Annotated in this window: 16 protein-coding genes; 13 read left to right on the top strand and 3 right to left on the bottom strand. The window is 73.6% G+C overall.

From position 1 onward, the window contains the following. Window positions 1-103 precede the first annotated feature (103 nt). The 10 genes from OG488_RS23840 to OG488_RS23795 all read left to right on the top strand — a co-directional run bounded on the left by OG488_RS23840 (window position 104) and on the right by OG488_RS23795 (window position 12,859). Window positions 104-1,501, top strand: a complete 1,398-nt coding sequence (locus OG488_RS23840) for an IS701 family transposase (protein ID WP_443074281.1) — start codon at window positions 104-106, stop codon at window positions 1,499-1,501. After that, entirely contained in the window at window positions 1,501-2,751 is a 1,251-nt protein-coding gene (locus tag OG488_RS23835; RefSeq protein WP_329232249.1) for an MFS transporter, read from the top strand. Before OG488_RS23840 ends, OG488_RS23835 begins: the two co-directional genes overlap by 1 nt. A 5-nt stretch (window positions 2,752-2,756) precedes the next feature. Then, window positions 2,757-3,512 carry an SDR family NAD(P)-dependent oxidoreductase gene (locus OG488_RS23830; RefSeq protein WP_329232246.1) on the top strand — a complete coding sequence of 252 codons (756 nt, stop codon included), beginning with the start codon at window positions 2,757-2,759 and terminating at the stop codon, window positions 3,510-3,512. Between the two features lie 44 nt (window positions 3,513-3,556). Further along, the gene (locus OG488_RS23825; RefSeq protein ID WP_329232244.1) at window positions 3,557-3,856 is read left to right on the top strand and encodes a YciI family protein; all 300 of its coding nucleotides are present in this window, start codon (window positions 3,557-3,559) and stop codon (window positions 3,854-3,856) included. A gap of 51 nt (window positions 3,857-3,907) precedes the next feature. Next, on the top strand, window positions 3,908-5,236 hold the full coding sequence (locus OG488_RS23820; RefSeq protein WP_329232242.1) for an aminotransferase-like domain-containing protein: 1,329 nt from the start codon (window positions 3,908-3,910) through the stop codon (window positions 5,234-5,236). Continuing rightward, window positions 5,233-6,504 carry an ATP-grasp domain-containing protein gene (locus tag OG488_RS23815; RefSeq protein WP_329232241.1) on the top strand — a complete coding sequence of 424 codons (1,272 nt, stop codon included), beginning with the start codon at window positions 5,233-5,235 and terminating at the stop codon, window positions 6,502-6,504. The genes OG488_RS23820 and OG488_RS23815 overlap by 4 nt, the downstream gene beginning before the upstream one ends. 65 nt (window positions 6,505-6,569) lie before the next feature. After that, the gene (locus OG488_RS23810) at window positions 6,570-7,679 is read left to right on the top strand and encodes an LLM class flavin-dependent oxidoreductase (protein ID WP_329232240.1); all 1,110 of its coding nucleotides are present in this window, start codon (window positions 6,570-6,572) and stop codon (window positions 7,677-7,679) included. Between the two features lie 131 nt (window positions 7,680-7,810). Beyond that, the gene (locus OG488_RS23805; protein WP_329232238.1) at window positions 7,811-8,287 is read left to right on the top strand and encodes a flavin reductase family protein; all 477 of its coding nucleotides are present in this window, start codon (window positions 7,811-7,813) and stop codon (window positions 8,285-8,287) included. A 235-nt stretch (window positions 8,288-8,522) separates the two neighbouring features. After that, a complete protein-coding gene (locus OG488_RS23800) occupies window positions 8,523-9,479 on the top strand; it encodes a ScbA/BarX family gamma-butyrolactone biosynthesis protein (RefSeq protein ID WP_329232236.1) in 957 nt (318 codons plus the stop codon). A gap of 158 nt (window positions 9,480-9,637) precedes the next feature. After that, entirely contained in the window at window positions 9,638-12,859 is a 3,222-nt protein-coding gene (locus OG488_RS23795) for a tetratricopeptide repeat protein (RefSeq protein WP_329232235.1), read from the top strand. A gap of 67 nt (window positions 12,860-12,926) precedes the next feature. On the opposite strand, the gene OG488_RS23790 is transcribed toward OG488_RS23795, so the two are convergent. Next, on the bottom strand, window positions 12,927-13,196 hold the full coding sequence (locus tag OG488_RS23790) for a hypothetical protein (RefSeq protein ID WP_329232234.1): 270 nt from the start codon (window positions 13,194-13,196) through the stop codon (window positions 12,927-12,929). A gap of 1 nt (window position 13,197) precedes the next feature. Then, window positions 13,198-14,079, bottom strand: a complete 882-nt coding sequence (gene mca, locus OG488_RS23785) for a mycothiol conjugate amidase Mca (protein ID WP_329232232.1) — start codon at window positions 14,077-14,079, stop codon at window positions 13,198-13,200. Window positions 14,080-14,176: 97 nt separating this feature from the next. Here mca and OG488_RS23780 point away from each other — a divergent pair, with 97 nt between their 5' ends. Next, on the top strand, window positions 14,177-14,581 hold the full coding sequence (locus OG488_RS23780; protein ID WP_329232231.1) for a DUF4307 domain-containing protein: 405 nt from the start codon (window positions 14,177-14,179) through the stop codon (window positions 14,579-14,581). Between the two features lie 188 nt (window positions 14,582-14,769). Then, entirely contained in the window at window positions 14,770-15,267 is a 498-nt protein-coding gene (gene greA / locus OG488_RS23775; RefSeq protein ID WP_329232229.1) for a transcription elongation factor GreA, read from the top strand. Between the two features lie 107 nt (window positions 15,268-15,374). On the opposite strand, the gene OG488_RS23770 is transcribed toward greA, so the two are convergent. Continuing rightward, entirely contained in the window at window positions 15,375-16,253 is an 879-nt protein-coding gene (locus OG488_RS23770; RefSeq protein ID WP_329232227.1) for an alpha/beta fold hydrolase, read from the bottom strand. Window positions 16,254-16,363: 110 nt separating this feature from the next. Here OG488_RS23770 and OG488_RS23765 point away from each other — a divergent pair, with 110 nt between their 5' ends. Beyond that, window positions 16,364-18,313 carry an AfsR/SARP family transcriptional regulator gene (locus OG488_RS23765; RefSeq protein WP_329232226.1) on the top strand — a complete coding sequence of 650 codons (1,950 nt, stop codon included), beginning with the start codon at window positions 16,364-16,366 and terminating at the stop codon, window positions 18,311-18,313. The last annotated feature ends 124 nt before the right edge of the window (window positions 18,314-18,437 follow it).

Raw genomic sequence — 18,437 nt, 5'->3', positions numbered from 1 at the left:
TTAGAGCGGGCTTCGGACAGACGGACCCGCGGAACGCGACCAGTCCACAGGAAGGGAAGGCGCCATGGTGAGGACGTTGTCCCCGACGGCTCCCGGGTCCACCATGGCGGCGGCCACCATTCCCGCCGTACGGCCTCCGCGCACCCGGGCGGGATCCCCCGTGAACCGCCCGGCTTTCGACGCCTTCGTCGCGGAGGTCTTCGAAGGGCTGCCCCGCGCGGACCAGCGCAGGTGGGCCCATGTGTACACACGTGGCCTGCTGGTGACGCCGGGTCGCAAGACCGTGCGGAGGCTCGCGGCCTCCGTGTCGGACTCGGCCACGGCCGCCCAGGCCCTGCACCAGTTCGTCAACGCCAGCCCCTGGAGCTGGGAGCCGGTCCGTGCCCGTCTGGCCGACTGGGTCGTACGGCGCTCCCGGCCCCGCGCCCTGGTCATCGGCGTGGCGGTGCTGCCCAAGCGGGGAGACCGCTCCTGCGGAGTGCACCGCCGCTTCGTCCCGCAGGGCGGACGCACCGTCAACTGCCAGGTCGGCATCGGCGCGTTCCTCGCCACCGACGACGTGACGGCACCCGTCGGCTGGCGGCTGTTCCTTCCCGGCCCGTGGTCCGAGGACCGGGAACTGCGCGGCCGGGCCCGCGTCCCCGAGGGTGCTCCCGGCACCCGGGGCCCCGCCGACGCCCAGGTACTGGATCTGGTCGACGGGGCCGGCCGGAACGTGACGGACCGGGCGGCGGACGGTCTGCCCGTCGTCGCCGACCTCGCCGGCTTCGCGGACACCACCGCGCTGGTCGGCGGGCTGGTCGCCAGGCGGCGGCGGTTCGTCGTGTCGGTGCCGGGTGACCTCGTCGTCCTTCCGGACCGTGCCGGCCCCGGCACCTCCGGCTCCCGGGCCGGCTCCGGGCCCGTACGCGCGCGGGACCTCCTGGCGGCGCACCTGGCCCGGCCCCCGCTGCGGCCGCCGACGGCGGCGGCCGTGGTGACCGGAGGGGCGACGGGGGTGGTCCGCCTCCCCGGCATCCCCGTCCCCCTCCGGCTGATCGGCGGGCGCGGGCCGGACGGGTCCGGTGGCGGCCGGATCTGGCTCACCGACCTCGTGGACCGGCCGCCCCGCGAGGTGTGGGCGACGGCCGGGCTGTCCACGCGCGCCGCCGACACGATGGAGCTCCTGGCCGACGACTTCGGTCTGCGTGCCTTCGAGGGGCGGTCGTACCCCGGCTGGCACCACCACATGACGCTGGTCTCCGCCGCCTTCGCCTACGGCGCACTCGGCTCCACCGCACCGCCGGCCGCCCCCGCCCGGTCCCCTCACGGACCGCGGGCCGGACGGCCACCGCGCGGGGCGCGGAGCACTGCGGGTCCCGCACGCGGTCCGGCGGGTCCGGCCCGGGGATCGGCGGGTTCGTCTCCGGAGGCGTCGTCGCGGGCCCCGTCGGCTCCGACGCGGTCCGCTACGGCACCGTCGCGGACCCTCCCGACCCCGACACGAACGGAATGCTCCTGATGAACCTCCCCAAAGCGTTCTGGCTGCTGTGGTTCGGGCAGACCGCCAGCCGGCTCGGGACGCTCGCCCCCGCCTTCCTCGTCCTCTACCTGGAGGACAACGGGCTCGTGGCCCCCGGCACGACCCCCCTCGTCGTCGGCCTCTTCGGAGCCGGTGTGGTGCTGTCCGGGCTGGTGGGAGGGGCGGTCGCCGATCTCATCGGGCCGCGCCGCACCATCGTCGCCGCCCAGCCGGTCGCCGCCGTGGCGGCCCTGTTGTTCGCCCTCGCCGACCACGTGGTCGTGCTGTGCGCGCTGTCGCTGATCACCGGCTTCCTCTCGTCGGTCGACCGGCCGGCCGGAGCCGGGCTGATCTCCTCGATCGTCCCGAAGGAGCAGTTCTCGAAGGCGTACAGCCTCTTCCTGGTGGGCTTCAACATCGGGATGTCGCTGAGTCCGGTGCTCTCCGGGTTCCTTCTCGAAGTCAGCCCCACCGCCCTCTTCGTGGTCTGGGCGGCGTCCAGCCTGGTCTACGCGGCCCTGGTCTTCGCCGTACCCGCCGATCCGCCGCCGGTGCGGGGCTCCGACCGGCCCACCGGGCTCCCGGCCGCCCTCAGGTCGTCCGCGCGTGACATCGCCGAGCCGTTCCGCACCCCCGTCCTGGTCGCCTTCCTCCTGCTGACCTTCCTGCTGGCCTGCGTCTACCTCCAGGTCAACTCCGCGCTCCCGCTGGACATGCGGGGCAGTGGACTGACCAGCGGGAACATCGGGTTCGTCCTCGCGGTCAACGCGGTGCTCTCCATCCTGCTGCTGCCCCTCGTGCCCCGCCTCGTCGGCGGGATGCGGGCCCACGTCCCGCTGATCCTGGCGGCCGGGTTCATGGCGCTCGGCTTCGGCGCCAACGTCTTCGCCCACAGCATGATCTCCTTCACGCTCGCCACCGTCGTGTGGACGCTCGGAGAGGTCCTGTGGGCCCCGATGTCCGCGACCTTCATCGTGGACCGGGCCCCCGCCGGACGCATCGGCACCTACCAGGGCTCGTACTTCTTCGCCTGGAACGCCGCGTTCGTCATCGGTGGCCCCGCAGGGCTCGCACTCGCCCACACCCGTGGCTACGGGGCGCTGTGGATGTCCGTCCTCGCCCTCGGCCTCGCCGTGGCGCTCGGCTTCGCGCTGCTGCCTCGGCTGGCGGGCTTCGGAGCCGGGTCCGGCTCCGGAGCCACTCCCCGCACACCTACCGACACCACCACTCTGACACCGAAAACCAGGTGACCAGCATGTCCGCACCCACCCCCCGCACCGCCCTGCTGATCGGCGCCGCCGGAGGCATCCTCACAGAGGTCTCCCGCAGGCTCGCCGAGGAAGGCCACACACTCGTCCTGTTCGACCGGGACCCGGAGGCCCTGGGCCGGCTCGCCGAGGAGCTGGCGGAGATCACGAAGGTCGAGGCCGTCGTCGGTGACATCACCGACATCCCGGCCGCGGAGCGCCAGTTGACCGACATCGTCGACCGGTTCGCCCCGTCGGTCCTCGTCAACGGGGTCGGCGGCGACACCCGGGTGATCAACTACGCCGACCTGACCGCGGCCCACTTCGACCAGTCGTTCCTGGAGAACGTGGTCAGCAGCTGGATAGCGGTCAAGGTGTGCGCCCCGCGCATGGCCGCCGACGGCTACGGCCGCATCGTCAACTTCGCCTCGGCGGGCGGCCGTACCTACAGCCACTTCAACAACGCCGCGTACGTCGCGTCCAAGGCCGCCGTGATCGGCATGACCAAGCAGATGGCGTACGAGCTCGCGGCCGACGGCGTCGTCCTCAACGTCGTCGCCCACGGCCCGATCGCGACCGAGCGGGTCGCCGGCGCCTGGGAGCGGCGCGACCCGGCGCAGAAGGAGGCCGTGCTGTCCAGGCTGCCGATGGGGCGCATGGGCACCGTGGCGGAGGCGGTCGGCAGCGTGCTCCACCTCTGCTCGGAGAGCGCCGGCTACTCGACCGGTTCGGTCATCGACATCAACGGCGGCCTCTACATGTGAGCCCCGTCCACCCCCCACCCCACGACCTGCCCCGGGAGGCATCCATGGCGACGTTCGTCGTCGAGTTCGAGTACACCGTCGACCGCGCGGGCCGGGAGCACCTGCACCCCGCCCACACCGACTACCTGCGCGCCCTCACCGACCGGGGCGTACTGCTCCTGGCCGGTCCGCTCCAGGACGCCAACGGAGGCCTCCTCGTCTACGAGGCCGAGGACCGCGACCACCTCCAGGACATCCTCGACGCCGAGCCCTACGTCGACGGCGGGATCGTCGGAGACGTCCGTGTCCGCCGGTGGGCGCCCGGAAAGGGCACGGGGATCGCGCCCCAGCCGTCAGCCGCCTGATCCAGAGGCCATCAGCCCGATCCACAGAGGTTCCCGAAAGGACCACCTGACGTGCCCGTAACGACCGCTCAGCCAGACACCGCCCTGCGCCGGGAAGCGCTGCACGCCGGCATCGTCGATCCGGACATGGACTCGATGCGCCTGCTCAGCGAGACGGCGATGAGGTTCCCCGACGCCCTGTCCTTCTCCTCGGGCGCACCCCACGACGGTACGCACGACCTCTCGAAACTCTCGCTCCACGTCGACCGGTACATCGCGCACCTGCGGGAGAAGGGGGTGCCCGAACAGCGCATCACGCGGCTGCTCTTCCAGTACGGACCCGTCAACGGGTTCATCCAGGAGGAGGTCGCCCTCATGCTCGCCAAGGACGAGGACATCGATGTCACTCCTGAGGCGATCATGATCACGCACGGCTTCCAGGAGGCGGCACTCGTCGCCCTGCGCGGTCTGTTCCGCTCGCCCGACGACGTGCTGCTGTCCGTGTCCCCCGCGTACGTCGGCATCCGGGGCGCCGCCCGCATGCTGGACATCCCGGTCAAGGGCATCACCGAGGGGCCCCGCGGACTCGAACCGGAGGCCGTGGCCGCCGCCGTGCGCGCCGTGCGCGCCGAGGGGAAGCGCCCCGCCGCGCTGTACCTGGTCCCCGACTTCTCCAACCCCTCGGGCACGGTCGTCCCGCTCGACGCCCGCCGGCGGCTGCTGGAACTGGCCGCCGAGGAGGGGTTCACCATCCTGGAGGACAACCCGTACGGGCTGTTCGCGAGCGACGAGGAGCGGCTGCCGACCCTGAAGTCGCTGGACACCCGCGGTGACGTCGTCTACCTCGGCTCCTTCGCCAAGTCCGCGTTCCCCGGTGCCCGCCTCGGCTACCTGGTCGGCGACCGCACGGTCGTCGGCGAGGACGGCGTCCGGCGCACCCTCGCCCAGGAACTCTCCAAGGCCAAGGCGATGTTCACGGTCGGCTCGTCCTCGCTCTCCCAGGCGGCGATCGGCGGCATCCTCGTGGATGCCGGCCACGACCTGCGGTCCGTCACCCGCGAGCTGGCCGCCGTCTACCAGGAGCGGCTCGCCGCCACCCTCGACGCCCTCGCCGAGCACTTCCCGCCCGAGCGGTACGCCGCGCACGGGGTGCGCTGGAACCGGCCGCGCGGCGGCTTCTTCCTGGTCGTCGAGGTGCCCTTCACGGCCGACCTGGCCGCCATGGAGCGGTCCGCCCGCGACCACGCGGTGAGCTGGGCGCCGATGACCATGTTCCACCTCGACGGCAGCGGCGAACGGGCCCTGCGCCTGGGCTTCAGCAATCTGGCCCCCGCCGCGATCCGTGAGGGCATCGCCCGCCTGGCCCGCTTCATCGACTCCGAGTCGGAGGCCCACTCATGAGCAGCACCGCCAGCACCGGATCCCGGCCCGTCGCCGTGATCGTCGACGGCTACTCCGCCGGCAACTTCTACCCCGCGGCCTTCGCGGCCCACGGCACGGACGTCGTCCACGTCCAGAGCACCCCGGAGCTCATCCCCGCGATGGCCCCGCCGGATCTCACCGCGTACGCGCGCAACGTCGTGGGCACGGACGAGTCCGCCCTCGTCGGCCTGTTGCGCGACCTCGGCCCGGTCTGCGTGATCGCCGGCCAGGAGTCGTCGGTGCCGCTCGCCGACCGGCTGAGCGAGGCGGTCGGTGTTCCGTCCAACGGCTCGGCGCTGTCCTCCGCCCGCCGCGACAAGTACGAGATGATCGAGGCACAGCGCCGGGCGGGGGTGCGCTGCGCCCAGCAGTTCAAGACCGACGCCCCGGACGCGGCGGTGGCCTGGGCCGAGGACCACGGGCGGTACCCGGTGGTCGTCAAGCCGCTCAGCTCGGCGGCGTCCGACGGAGTCGTCGTCTGCGACGGCCCCGACGCCGTGCGCACGGCCGCCCGGACCGTGCTCGACGCACCGAACATGTTCGGCCTCGCCAACACCGAGGTCCTCGTGCAGTCCTACCTCAAGGGCACCGAGTACATCGTCGACACCGTCAGCTGCGACGGCGAGCGCTACGTGTGCGGGGTCTGGGAGTACGAGAAGACGCTGCTGCCGTCCGGCAAGAACATCTACAACCGCGACCTCCTCGCCGACCCGGACGACAACCCCGTGGTCGCCACGCTCACCTCGTACGTCGACGAGGTGCTCGCCGCGCTCGGCATCGCCTGGGGGCCGTCCCACGCCGAGGTCATCGTCACCGACGAAGGGCCCGTCCTCGTCGAGATCGGCACCCGTCTCAACGGCAACCTCAACGCCCCGTTCCACGACGTGTGCCTCGGCCACAACCAGGCGGCGCTCACCGCGCAGGCGTACACGCGGCCCGACGAGTTCCGCGCCCGGTACGCCGGCCGTACCTACACCCGGAAGCAGCCCGCCGCCGTCTACAACACCCCGACCGAGCAGGACGGCGTGGTGGAGTCCGTCGACGGGACGGCCGTGGCGGAGATCCGCTCCCTGGAGAGCGTCTTCCTCGCGACGGTCAAGTTCGCGCCCGGCTCCCGGATCACGCCGACGGTCGACCTGCTGACCAGCTCGATGCGCGTGTTCCTCACCGCGCCCGGTGAGGCGACGCTGACCGCCGACTACGAGAAGGTCCGCTCGCTGAAGGACGCGGTCTACCGGACCGTCTGACGACCCGCCGGTCGCCCCCACCACTGCTCGACACCCACTCCTCACCCCTTCTTCGGAGGCTCGCTGTGCACAGCCGTATCGGTATCTTCCTGTCCCCCGTCCACGAGACCGGTCAGGACCCGCACCTGGCGATACGCCGGAACCTGGACCTCGTCGAGTACGTCGACGACCTGAACTTCGACGAGGCGTGGTTCGGTGAGCACCACACCCTGGGCTGGGGCCTCGTCGGGGCGCCGGAGGCGATGATCGCCGCCGCCTCGCAGCGCACCAGCCAGATCAAGCTGGCCCACGGCGTCGTACCCCTCTCCGGGCACCACCCCTTCCACGTCGCGAGCCGGGCGGTCCACCTCGACCACCTCACCCGGGGCCGGTACATCCTGGGTGTCGGCCCGGGTGTGCCCTTCGACGCGAAGATGTTCGGTCTGGAGCAGCCGGTGCAGCGGCGTCGTCTGGAGGAGGCGCTGCCGACCGTCCTGGAGCTCGTCAACGGCGATGAGCGGATCACCCAGCAGACGGACTGGTTCGACCTGCGCGAGGCCAAGATCCAGCTGCCGCGCTTCAGCCCGCAGGGCATCGAGGTCGCCGTCGCCACCTCCGGGACCTCGCAGTCCAGCCCGCGGCTGATCGGCCAGTACGGCCTGAGCATGACCTCGTTCGCGCTGCCCTTCGCCCTGCTGACGCCGGGTGCCCCCGCGCACATCAACCTCGCCCACCAGTGGAAGTACGCCACGGAGGCCGCCGAGGAGCACGGGCAGACCCTCGACCGCGACAAGTGGCGCATCGCGCTCCCGGTGCACGTCGCCGAGACCCGCGAGGAGGCGTACGCGGACGTGCGCGAGGGCTACGACCGCTGGCTGTTCGAGTACTTCGGCAAGGCGGCCGGCCGCGAGGTGCTCAGCCCCGACGTGCCGCGCGAGAGGGCCCTGGAGGCCCGGGTCGAGGCCGGTGGCGCGCTCGTCGGCTCCGTGGACGACGTCGTCGCGGGCATCGAGCGGCTGCACGAGATCACCGGCGGCTTCGGCTCGCTGCTCGTCTACGTCGCCGACTGGTGCTCGTGGGAGAAGACGAACCGCAGCATGGAGCTGCTCGCCCGTCATGTCGCCCCGCGCCTCACGGGTTCCGCCAAGCGCCCGCAGGAGGCCGTGGACTTCGCGATCGCCGCCCGCAACCGGTAGGCCCCGCCCGCACGGCTCCGGGAAACCCCGCGGGAAGCGTTCCGGGAGGGTTTCCGGAAGTCGTTCCCGGAAGTCCGCCACGCCGGGGCCGTGCCGGCCCGGCGGCCGTCCTCTTCGATCGGAAAGAACTCATGCTGGAGCAACGCTCGTTCCGCGACATACTCGGCCGGTTCACCACGGGAGTGGTCCTGGTCACCGCCGACACGGCCGAGGGCCCCAAGGGCATGGCGGTCAACTCCTTCACCTCCGTCTCCCTGGACCCGCCGCTGGTCGCCCTGTGCGCCGCGGACACCTCCGCCACCTGGCCGGCCATCCGCGACACCGGGTCCTTCGCCGTGACGATCCTCGGCGACCGGCACGCGGAGCTGTGCCGCCTGTTCAGTGCCAAGGGCGTCGACCGGTTCGCCGGCGGGGAGTGGTCGACGACCCGTGCCGGACACCCCATTCCCGCCGACGGTCTCGGCTGGCTGGACTGCCGCATCAGCACGGTCCACCCGGCGGGCGACCACGAACTGGTCATCGCCGAGGCCCTGGACGGCTCCCTGACGGACCAGGCGGGCCCGCTGGTCTTCCACGCCGGCCGCTTCACCGCGCTGGCCGCTGCCTGACACCGGCGGGCCGGCGGGTGCCGGGCCCCGGCCAGGGGCTCCGGCCCCCGGGGCCCGCCCCGGGCACGACGGGGTCCGCCCCGGGCCGACGGGGGTCCGGCCGCCCGCCACGCGTTTTCCACGCCTGCCGCGCGCCGGGCCGAGGCCACCGGCGCCCTCGGTCCGCTCCGGCCGGGCCCGGCACCTCCACCCGGTACGCGACCCCGCCTCGTCGCCCACGAGAAAGGCAACCTGCGTGTCCCCCACCGATTCCACGCTCACCCTTGCCCTGCCGCCGGACGCCGGGGACGAGGCCGGCCTCCGTTTCGTCCGGAGCGCCCCACGCCATCTCGTCGACCGGAGCGCGGTGACCGAGGTCCTGATCACGGACTGGCGGCGACTGGGGCCCGACGCCTTCCGGCTGGGAGCCCAGTGGCCGCGCGCGCACCCCTTCTACGCGCCCATCGCCGGCGCCTGGTACGACCCCCTGCTGGCCGCGGAGTCACTCCGGCAGGCGTCCGTCCTGGTCGGGCAGACGTACTACGGGGCTCCGGCCGATCACCACTTCACCATAACCGAACTGGAGTTCGAGATAGTTCCGGGTGCCGTCCTGCTGGGCACCCGGCCCGCCGAGATGCGTCTGGAGGCGGCCGCCACGGACGTCCGGCGCCGGCGGGACACCCTCACCGCCCTCACCCTGGAGGCCGACCTGCTGCGCGGCGGTGACTTCGCCGGCGCGGGACGGCTGACGCTGCACGCGTCGGCCCCCGTCGGCCCCGCCGCGCGGGAGGTCGGCGCGTACCCGCCCCTGCCCGACCCCGTCCCGCCCGAGATCGTGGGGCGTCTGGACGAACGCGACGTCGTCCTCGGCGTCCCCCGCAGCGCCGCCGCCCGCCGCGGCCTGACCTGGGACCTGCGGATCGACCCCGGCCATCCGGTGCTCTTCGACCACCCCACGGACGATATCCCCGGCATGGTCCTCGTGGAGGCCGCCCGCCAGGCCGTCCAGGCGGCCTGCGCCCCCTACCGCGTCCTCCCCGTCGAACTCCGCAGCGCCTTCCACGCCCCCCTCGACCTGGCCACCCCCTGCCGTATCTCCGCGACCAGACTCCCCGCACGGGACGCGGGCGAGGACGCGGCGGTCCGGGTCACGGCGTGGCAGTCCGGCCGCCTGGCCTTCGACAGCCTCGTGGTCGCGAGCCTGTGCGGCTGAACCCTTCCGCCGGCCGCGGGGACGCCCCCTCCCGCGCGTGACGGGCCCGCGACGCCCGGCCCGCCCGGTCGCTCTCTCGCGCTGACGGGCCGTACGCAGGACACTGGGTGCCTGTGGCAGCTGGTCGGGCCGAAGTCGCCGGAACTCTGGGGGGACACATGCGGGACAGCCATCGGGCGGAAGCCGAAAGGCTGTTGGTACGGGCCGTGGAGGAGGAGGCGCGGCGGACAGGAGGCCGGACGGACACCGGCGCGCTGCTGGCGCGTGCGCGGGGCGCGCTGGACACCATCGCGGCGGGCGCGGCCGACGAGTACGCCGCCTACACGCAGGCGCTGGACGCGGCGGGGTCGGGCCGGCAGCCGCTGTCGGCGCGGTTCAGCAGAGCGACGCTGGGAACCCCGATGCTGGTGACGGGAGTTGCCGCCGCGGCCGCCTTCGGCGCGGACCTGGCGCTCGGCACCGCGACCGGTCTCGCCCTCGGCGCGGGCGCGGTCGTCGCCGTCGCGGGGACGACCGCGACGGTGGCGCGGGCGACGGCCTCCCACTGGCCCGCCGCGCACCGCAGGGCGGGCGAGCTGAACCAGCCCGGCGGCCCCGAGCAGCTGCGGCTGGCGTGGCTGACGGCCCTGGAGGTCCGGGGCATCCGCCCGTTCCTCGACCAGCAGCGCGTACTGACGGCCTCCACCCGTCCGCCGAAGAAGAAAGCGGGAGCGTCGGTCGTGCCGCAGCTGCGCGGCGGGGACCGCAGCGCGGCCGCACGCACCCGCTCGCTCCTGGAGCAGTCCTTCGGCCATCTGCCCTCCGTGGACGGCCCGTTCGCGGGACGCCGCACCGAACTGGCCCGGATCGCCCAGTGGGTGCACGCGGCGCGTGCCGCGACGGAGACCAGGCCGACCGTCGTCGTCCTGCACGGCGCCCCGGGCTCCGGGCGCACGACCCTCGCCGTACGGGCGGCGCACGCGCTCAAGGACCAGTTCCGCGGGGCGTGCGTGGTCGACCTGCGCGGCGCTGTCTCCGGCGAGGCCCCGCTGCCGACCCGGGACGCCCTGCTGCACCTGCTCAACCGGCTGGGTGCACCCCGCGAACAGCTCCTCTTCCGCGAGAGGTCCTCCCCCGAACAGCAGGTACGGCGGCTGAGCGAGCTCTACCACCAGCACCTGACGGGGACGCCCGTCACGATCGTCCTGGACGACGCCACCGACGCCGCCCAGGTCCGCACGCTCGTCCCCGAGCGCTCCGACAGCCTCGTCCTGGTCACGTCCCGCGAGCCGCTCGACCTGCCCGGCGACATCCCGGCCCGGGTGCACCACCTCCCCGTCGGCGCCCTGGACGCGGCGGGTGCCGAGGAACTGCTGCGCGCGTCGGCCCACGACGAGGAGGCCGGCCCGTACGACCACGCGTCGACCGACACCGTCGCCGAGCTGTGCGGCGGCCTGCCGCTCGCCCTGCGCGTCGCGGGCTCCTCGCTCGGCGCGCGGACGAGGGCGGAGCTCGCCGCCGCCCTCGGGGCGTACGGTCCGGTCGCCCCCGTGGAGCGGGCCCTGTGGCTGCGCTACACCGACCAGTCCGAGGCCGCCCGCCGGCTGCTGAGGCGGCTCGCCCTGGCCGGACGCTCCAGCCTCGGGGCCGCCGCCGCGGCGTCGCTGCTCTCCTCCGACGAGCAGGAGGCCGGCCGCCTCCTGGAGTCACTGGCCGGGGCCGGACTCCTCGTATATGTGCGCGGAGCGCGCTACCGGCTCCACGACCTCGTACGGGACTTCGCCCTGGCACGGCTGCTGGACGAGGAGCCGGCGACGGACCGTACGGCCGCGCAGGAGCGCCTCATCCAGAACTACGCGGAGCTCGCCGACTCCGTGATCCGCATGGTCGACGGCAAGATGTCCACCCGCGCCGGGCAGTTCGGCTCGCACGGCTTCAGCTCGCTGGACGCGGCCCTGCGCTGGCTGGACGACGAGTCGAGCTTCATCACCTCGGCGCTGCGGCACACGGAGGGCGTGGACCAGGGGGCGGTGCTCCACCTGCTGGGCGCCCTGTGCGACTACTGCCTGCTGCGCGGCGACCTCTACCGGCTCGGCGAGATCAGCGAGCTGACGCGCGCCGTCGACCAGGGGCTCCTGGAGCGGTCCGTCCAGTGGCGTACGGGCATCGCGGCCCGGCAGCTCGGTGAGCTGGACAAGGCCCGCACCACGCTGTCCTCCGTCGTCGGCCTCTACCGCGAGGCACAGAACGACGCGGGCGCCGCCCTCGCGCTCTGCTCGCTCGGCATCACGCTGCACCACCAGGGCAATCTGCGGGAGGCCTCCGCGCGGCTGCGGGAGGCCCTCGACCTCCAGGCCTCGCCGGAGCAGGCCGAGGACCGCGCCTGGTCCCTGCACGCCCTCGCCGCCGTCGAGCGCGACCGGGCCAATCTGGCCGAGGCGCTGACCCTGCTGGACACCGCGCTGACCCTGCACCGGGAGGGCGAGTCGCTGCACGGCGAGGCCTGGACGCACTTCCAGCTCGGCCAGGTCTGCCTGCGGATGGGCGAGGTCGCGAGGGCCGAGGAGGAGCTGTCCACCGCCCTGGACCTGTACGGCCGCACCCGGGACGAGCGCGGGGAGGCCTGGGCCCTGACGCAGCTGGCCCGCGCCCGGCTCCTCGACGGCGACCCCGCCCCGGCGGTGGAACAGCTGCGCGGAGCCCTCGCCCGGCACCGGGGCAACGAGGACGCGCGGGGCGAGGCCTGGACCCGCTACTACCTCGGGCAGGCGCTGGAGGAGGACGGCGACACCGACCAGGCCGTACGGGAGCTGGAGCGGGCCCGCACGATGTTCTCCCGGATGCGGGACGTCTACGGGCTGGCGTGCGCCCGTCACCACTCGGGGCGCGTCACCCGCGACCAGCGGGCCGCGCAGACGGGCAACCTGCGCAACTCCGGCTTCGCCCGGCAGCTCCTGGTGGACGCCCGGGCCGACTTCCGGCGGATCGGGGTGGCCCACGGCGAGGCCTGGACCTGCCTGGAGCTGGCGCTGGTCGACGGGGGCAACAACCGCGCTGCGCAGGCGCTGGAGCTGTGCGGCGAGGCGATCACCCTGTTCGCCTCGTACGGCGACGTCCGGGGCGGCGACTGGGCCGCGTTCCTGCGGTGCACCCTCCTGCCGTACGCCTCACCCGGCGGCAGCGAGGTGGGCACGGTGGTGGCCCAGCAGGAGCTCGCGGACCTGCTGGAGGCCGCCCACCCGCTGCGCGACGCGAAGCTGGAGGACTGCGCCGAGGCCTTCCGGGTCGTCCTGAACCGCGGGATCGACCTCGACGACGGCTGGCAGGCCTGGCGCCTGGGCCTGACGCCGTCCCGGCACGCCCGTGAGGTGATGGGGGTGCCGGTCGGCGTACGGCCCTGAGCGCGGAGGCGGGGCGGGCGGCGGCCGACGGGCAGGGCGGGCCCACAGGCCGCCCGGCCCCGTCGCGTCAGCCCTGACCGGAGGGGCCCGCCTTCGTCGTGCCGGAGGCGGCCGCCCCGGCCTTGCCGTCGGTGCCCTCGGGCTCCGCGGCCGGGTCGGGGGCCTCCTCGAAGTCGACCCTGCCCATGTGGCGGTTCATCGACTTCATCAGGAACCACACCCCGACGGCGAGCGCCGCGAAGACGAGGAAGCCGAGGACGCCGGGGGTCACCTTGTTCTTGTCGAGCTCGTCGGCGGCGAGCGGAACGAGCTGCGTCAGTGCCTGGGTCGCGTACATATCAGGCATTGTCGCGGATGCCCGCGAAGAGGTCGCTCTCGGGGAGGGAGGTATCGACCAGGGACTTGGCCAGCTCGTACTCCTCGGTCGGCCAGACCTCCCGCTGGACGTCCATCGGGACCCGGAACCAGCCGCCGTCCGGATCGATCTGCGTCGCGTGCGCGATCAGCGCCTTGTCACGGATCTCGAAGAAGTCGTCGCACGGGATGTGCGTGGTCAGCGTGCGTTCGGCGCGCTCGAACTCCTTCCAGCGCTCCAGCCAGTCGCCGTACGGGGACTCCAGCCCACGGGCCAGCAGGGCCTCGTGGAGGGCGACCGTGCGCGGCTTGTTGAAGCCCTGGTTGTAGTAGAGCTTCTGCGGCTGCCAGGCCGGGCCGAACTCCGCCTCGGGGAACCTCTCGGTGTCCGCGGCGGCCTCGAACGCGATCATCGAGATCGTGTGCGTCTTGATGTGGTCGGGGTGCGGGTACCCGCCGTTCTCGTCGTAGGTGGTGATCACCTGCGGCCGGAACGCCCGGATCTTCGCGACGAGACGCCCCGCCGCCGTCTCGTCGTCCTCCAGCGCGAAGCAGCCCTCGGGCAGCGGCGGCAGCGGGTCGCCCTCGGGCAGACCGGAGTCGACGAAGCCGAGCCACTCCTGCTTGACGCCGAGGATCTCGCGGGCCTCGTCCATCTCCTTGCGGCGCACCTCGTGGATGTTCGCCTCGATGTACGCGTCGCCCTGGAGCTTCGGGTTCAGAATGGAGCCCCGCTCGCCCCCTGTGCAGGTGACGACGAGGACGTCCACCCCCTCGGACACGTACTTGGCCATGGTGGCCGCGCCCTTGCTCGACTCGTCGTCGGGGTGGGCGTGAACGGCCATCAGTCTCAGCTGCTCGGTCAAGACTCGGTCCTCAGTGATTGGTCGCAGTGGTCGGCTTCTATAGTGACTGAACCGGGGGGTGGAAAATTCCTCGATCCCCGGTACGGGAGGAACGATCATGGCAGCGGTTCGCGAGGCCTTGCCCGAGGGGCGTTACGGCCGGTCGCAGGACGAGCGCGCGGACCGCAAGCTGAAGATCGTCGGCTCGGTGCTGGGTGTGGCCTTCCTCGCCATGGTCGGCTGGTTCGGCTACGACTACGTGGCCGGCCAGGACGTCAGCGCGGAGCTCATCAAGTCCAGGATCGTCTCCGACACCCGTGCGGAGGCCCACCTCGAGGTCCGCAAGGACCGGGACGCCGACGGGCACTGCACCCTCCGCGCCCTCAGCGAGGACGGCGGCGAGGTCGGCCGGGCGGACTTCCGCTTCGACGAGCGCTCCGGGCGGATCGACGAGGTCGTCTCCCTGCGCACCACATCCAGGGCGACGGCGGTGGAGCTCAAGGGGTGCTCCGCGGACGGCTGACCGTGCGGGGCGCGCGCCGCCCCTGATGCCCGCGCTCCCGCGCCGACCTGCGGGAACGCACGTGTGACGTTTTACCTTCTCCCCCTTTTCGCGCGGAATTGTTAGGCTCGTTGTTTCGCCCACCCGTGGCAGCGCATGCTTGGGGTAGGGCGTTGCTTTGTATTCCCAGCACCGACGAGGAGCACCCTGTGACCCAGACCAGCGATAACGTCACCTGGCTCACGCCGGAGGCGTACAACCAGCTGAAGGCGGAGCTGGAGTACCTGTCTGGTCCCGCGCGCACGGAGATCTCCGTCAAGATCGCGGCGGCCCGCGAGGAGGGTGACCTCCGCGAGAACGGCGGCTACCACGCGGCCAAGGAGGAGCAGGGCAAGATGGAGCTCCGGGTCCGTCAGCTGACCCAGCTCCTGGAGCACGCGAAGGTCGGCGAGGCCCCCGCCGACGACGGCGTGGTCGAGCCCGGCATGGTCGTGACCATCGCCTTCGACGGCGACCTGGACGACACGGTCACCTTCCTGCTCGCCTCCCGCGAGTACGCGAGCACCGACATCGAGACCTACTCCCCCCAGTCCCCGCTGGGCACCGGCGTGAACGGCAAGCGGGTGGGCGACGACGCGGAGTACGAGCTCCCGAACGGCAAGAAGGCCGGCGTGAAGATCGTCTCGGCCAAGCCGTACCAGGGCTGATCCCCCCAGCACATGAGGAGCCCCGGCCGCACATGCGGCCGGGGCTCCGTCGTGCCCGGGGCCGGCGGGCCAAGGCCCTCCGTCCGGATCAGGCCGGGCTCGCGGGCTCAGCGGGCCAGCAGGTCCAGGATCGCCGCCGCGATCTCGTCGGGAGCCTCCTCGGCCATGAAGTGCCCCGCCCTGGTCAGCCGGTGGTCCAGGTCCGGCGCCCACGCCTTCCACACCCCGGCGGCGTCGAACCCCAGCTGCGCGCCCCAGTCCTGCTGGATGACCGTCACGGGCATGGCCAGCTGCGACCCGGCGTCCAGGTCCGCCTGGTCGTGCGTGACGTCGATGCCCGCGGAGGCCCGGTAGTCGGCGACGATCGACGTCACCGCCGCGCCGCTCGCCCGCAGGTACTCGGCACGCACCTCCTCCGGCATGGCGGCCGGGTCGGCGGCCCAGGCGTCGAGGAACGAACCGAAGAACGCGTCCGCGCTGTTGGCGATCATCGTCTCCGGCAGGCCGGGCGGCTGCGCCATGAGGAAGAGGTGGTAGCCGACCGCCGCCGGGACGCCGTGCAGGACGTTCCACATGTCGAGCGTCGGCACGACGTCGAGGATGCCCAGGTGCGTGACGGTCTCGGGGTGGTCCAGCCCCGCCCGGAAGGCGACCAGCGCGCCCCGGTCGTGGCCGACGAGAGCGAAGCGCTCGTGGCCGAGCGCCGCCGCCAGGGCGACGACGTCGGCGGCCATGGTGCGCTTGGCGTAGACGTCGGGGCCGGTGGCCTCCGGCTTGTCGCTGGAGCCGTAGCCCCGCAGGTCGGGACAGATGACCGTGTGCTCTTCGGCGAGCCCCTCGGCGACGTGCCGCCACATCAGGCGGGTCTGGGGGAAGCCGTGCAGCAGCACGACCGGGGTGCCGCTGCCACCGACGGCGGCAGCCAGCTCCACCCCGTCCGCACCGGGGAGGCGGATGTCGTCGAAGCCGGGGAGGGTGAGCGTCATGAGGGACCGTCCTGTCGGGTCGGGGGCTGACCGGGCCAGCGTGGGCGAGGGCGATCAGCAGCCGATCAGTACGGTTGGGCGCGGCCGCCCCCGGCACGGAGGATGGGTGCATGCGAATCGACGTGCTCGGTGCCGTGCGGGCCTTCCACGACGACGGGAGCCCGGTCGGCCTGGGCGGGCCCCGCCATCGTGAGGTGCTCGCCCGGCTCGTGGCCGCCGAGGGGCGGATGGTCACCACCGACACCCTGGTCGACGACCTGTGGACCGACCCGCCGGCCCGCGCCGTGGGCGCTCTGCGTACGTTCGTCGCCGCGCTGCGCCGTGCCGTCGAACCCGACCGGCCGCCCCGCGATCCCCCGCGCGTCCTCGTCACCGAGGGTCCCGGCTACGCGCTGCGCCTGCCGCGCGAGGACGTGGACGTCCACCGGTTCGAGGACACCCTGGCCCGTGCCCGGCACAGCCCCGACGCGGTGACCGACCTCGACGCGGCACTCGCGGCCTGGCGTGGCCCCGCCTACGCCGATGTGACCGGCTCCGTATGGGCACAGCGCGAACGGACCCGGCTGGAGGAGCTGAGGCTGGAGGGGGTGGAGCTGCGTGCCCACATCCTCCTCGACTCCGGGGAGGGGGCCGCTCTCGTCGCCGGACTGGGCGCCCATGTCGCCGAACATCCGTGGCGCGAGCCGGCCTGGGGGCTGCTCGCCCGGGCGCTCCACCGGGCGGGCCGCCAGGCCGACGCGCTCGCCACCCTCCGTCGCGCCCGCGCCATGCTCGTCGGCCGGCTGGGGCTCGACCCCGGCGCCGGCCTCCGGCGGCTGGAGGCGGACATCCTCAACGGGTACGAGCCGCCGGAAGCCGCGCCTGCCCCGTGGACCGGCCACGGGGTCCGGTTCGGCCCGCGCACCACCGTGGATCTGGCCCGCACCCTCGCGCTGGCGGGCGGAGAGGCCCTCGTCCACTCCCGGCGCGACCGTCTCGCCGCCGTCCTGGCGGCGGAACGCACCGGGGACCTCACCCTGACCGCCCGGATCATCGGCGCCTACGACGTGCCCGCCGTCTGGAGCCGCGCCGACGACCCCGAGCAGTCCCGCGCCGTCGTCGCGGCTGCCGAGCGCACGCTCGCCGCGCTCGGCCCCGACGGCCCCGCCGACCTGGTCGCCCGCCTCCTGGCCACGGTCGCCGTCGAGAGCCGCAGCGCGGATCTGTCCCGGCCCCGGCTGGAGCGCGCCCAGCAGGCGGCGCGGCGGGCCGAGACGGTGGCACGGGAGCAGGCCGATCCCGCCCTGCTGGCGTTCGCCCTCAACGGGGTGTTCCTCCAGTCCTTCTCCAGCCCCGGCCTCGCCCCCGTACGGGACAGGACCGGCGCCGAGATCCTCGGCCTGGCCACCCGCTTCGGGCTGCCGGACTTCGCCGTGCTCGGCCGGCTCGTACGCCTGCAGTCCGCCTCGGCCCTCGGCGACCTCGACGCCGCGGCCTCGCACGCCGACGCGGCCGAACAGCTCGCCGCCACGACCGAGGCGCCCCTCGTCCCCGTCCTCACCAGGTGGTTCCGCGCCCGGGCCACGGCCGCCCGCAGTGCCGAACCCGGCGGACCGACCGCCGCCGAGGCCGCGGCGCACTACCGCGCTGCGGAGGACGCCCTCCGGACAGCCGGTATGCCGGGGCTGCACCGCGGTCTGTTCCCGCTCGCCCTCCTGGGGCTGCGCCTGCTCCACGACCGGCCCGCGCCCACTGGCCCGCGCCTCGACTGGGGCCCGTACGGACCCTGGGCGCACCCTCTCACGCTGCTCGCCCAGGACCGGGCCGAGGAGGCCCGTGCGGCCCTCGCCGCGGTGCCCGACCCCCCGCGTGACCACATGCAGGAGGCACTGTGGTGCCTGACCGCCCACGCCGCCGCCCGCCTCGGCGAGCGCGGGACCGCGGCACGGGCGGCGGCCGCCCTGCGCGACGCCCGCGCAGAAGACGCCGGCGCCGCGAGCGGGATGCTGACCCTGGGCCCGGTGGCGCGCTACCTGGCGGAGGCGGAGGCCTGCGCCGGCCCGCACACACCGACGCCGTGACCCGGCAAGCCCCAGCCGGCTGGCCTGGTCACAGCCTGGTCCGAGCGGGCTCCTAGTATGAGAAACCGTGTTCTCCGACGGACGCTGACGCCCGCTTGGTCGTGCCCGCCGCCCAACGCCTGAC

This window comes from Streptomyces sp. NBC_01460 (assembly GCF_036227405.1).
In the GTDB taxonomy this organism is placed as follows: Bacteria; Actinomycetota; Actinomycetes; order Streptomycetales; family Streptomycetaceae; genus Streptomyces.
Note: the sequence above shows the minus strand (reverse complement) of the source record. Positions and strands in the feature narration are given on the sequence as shown.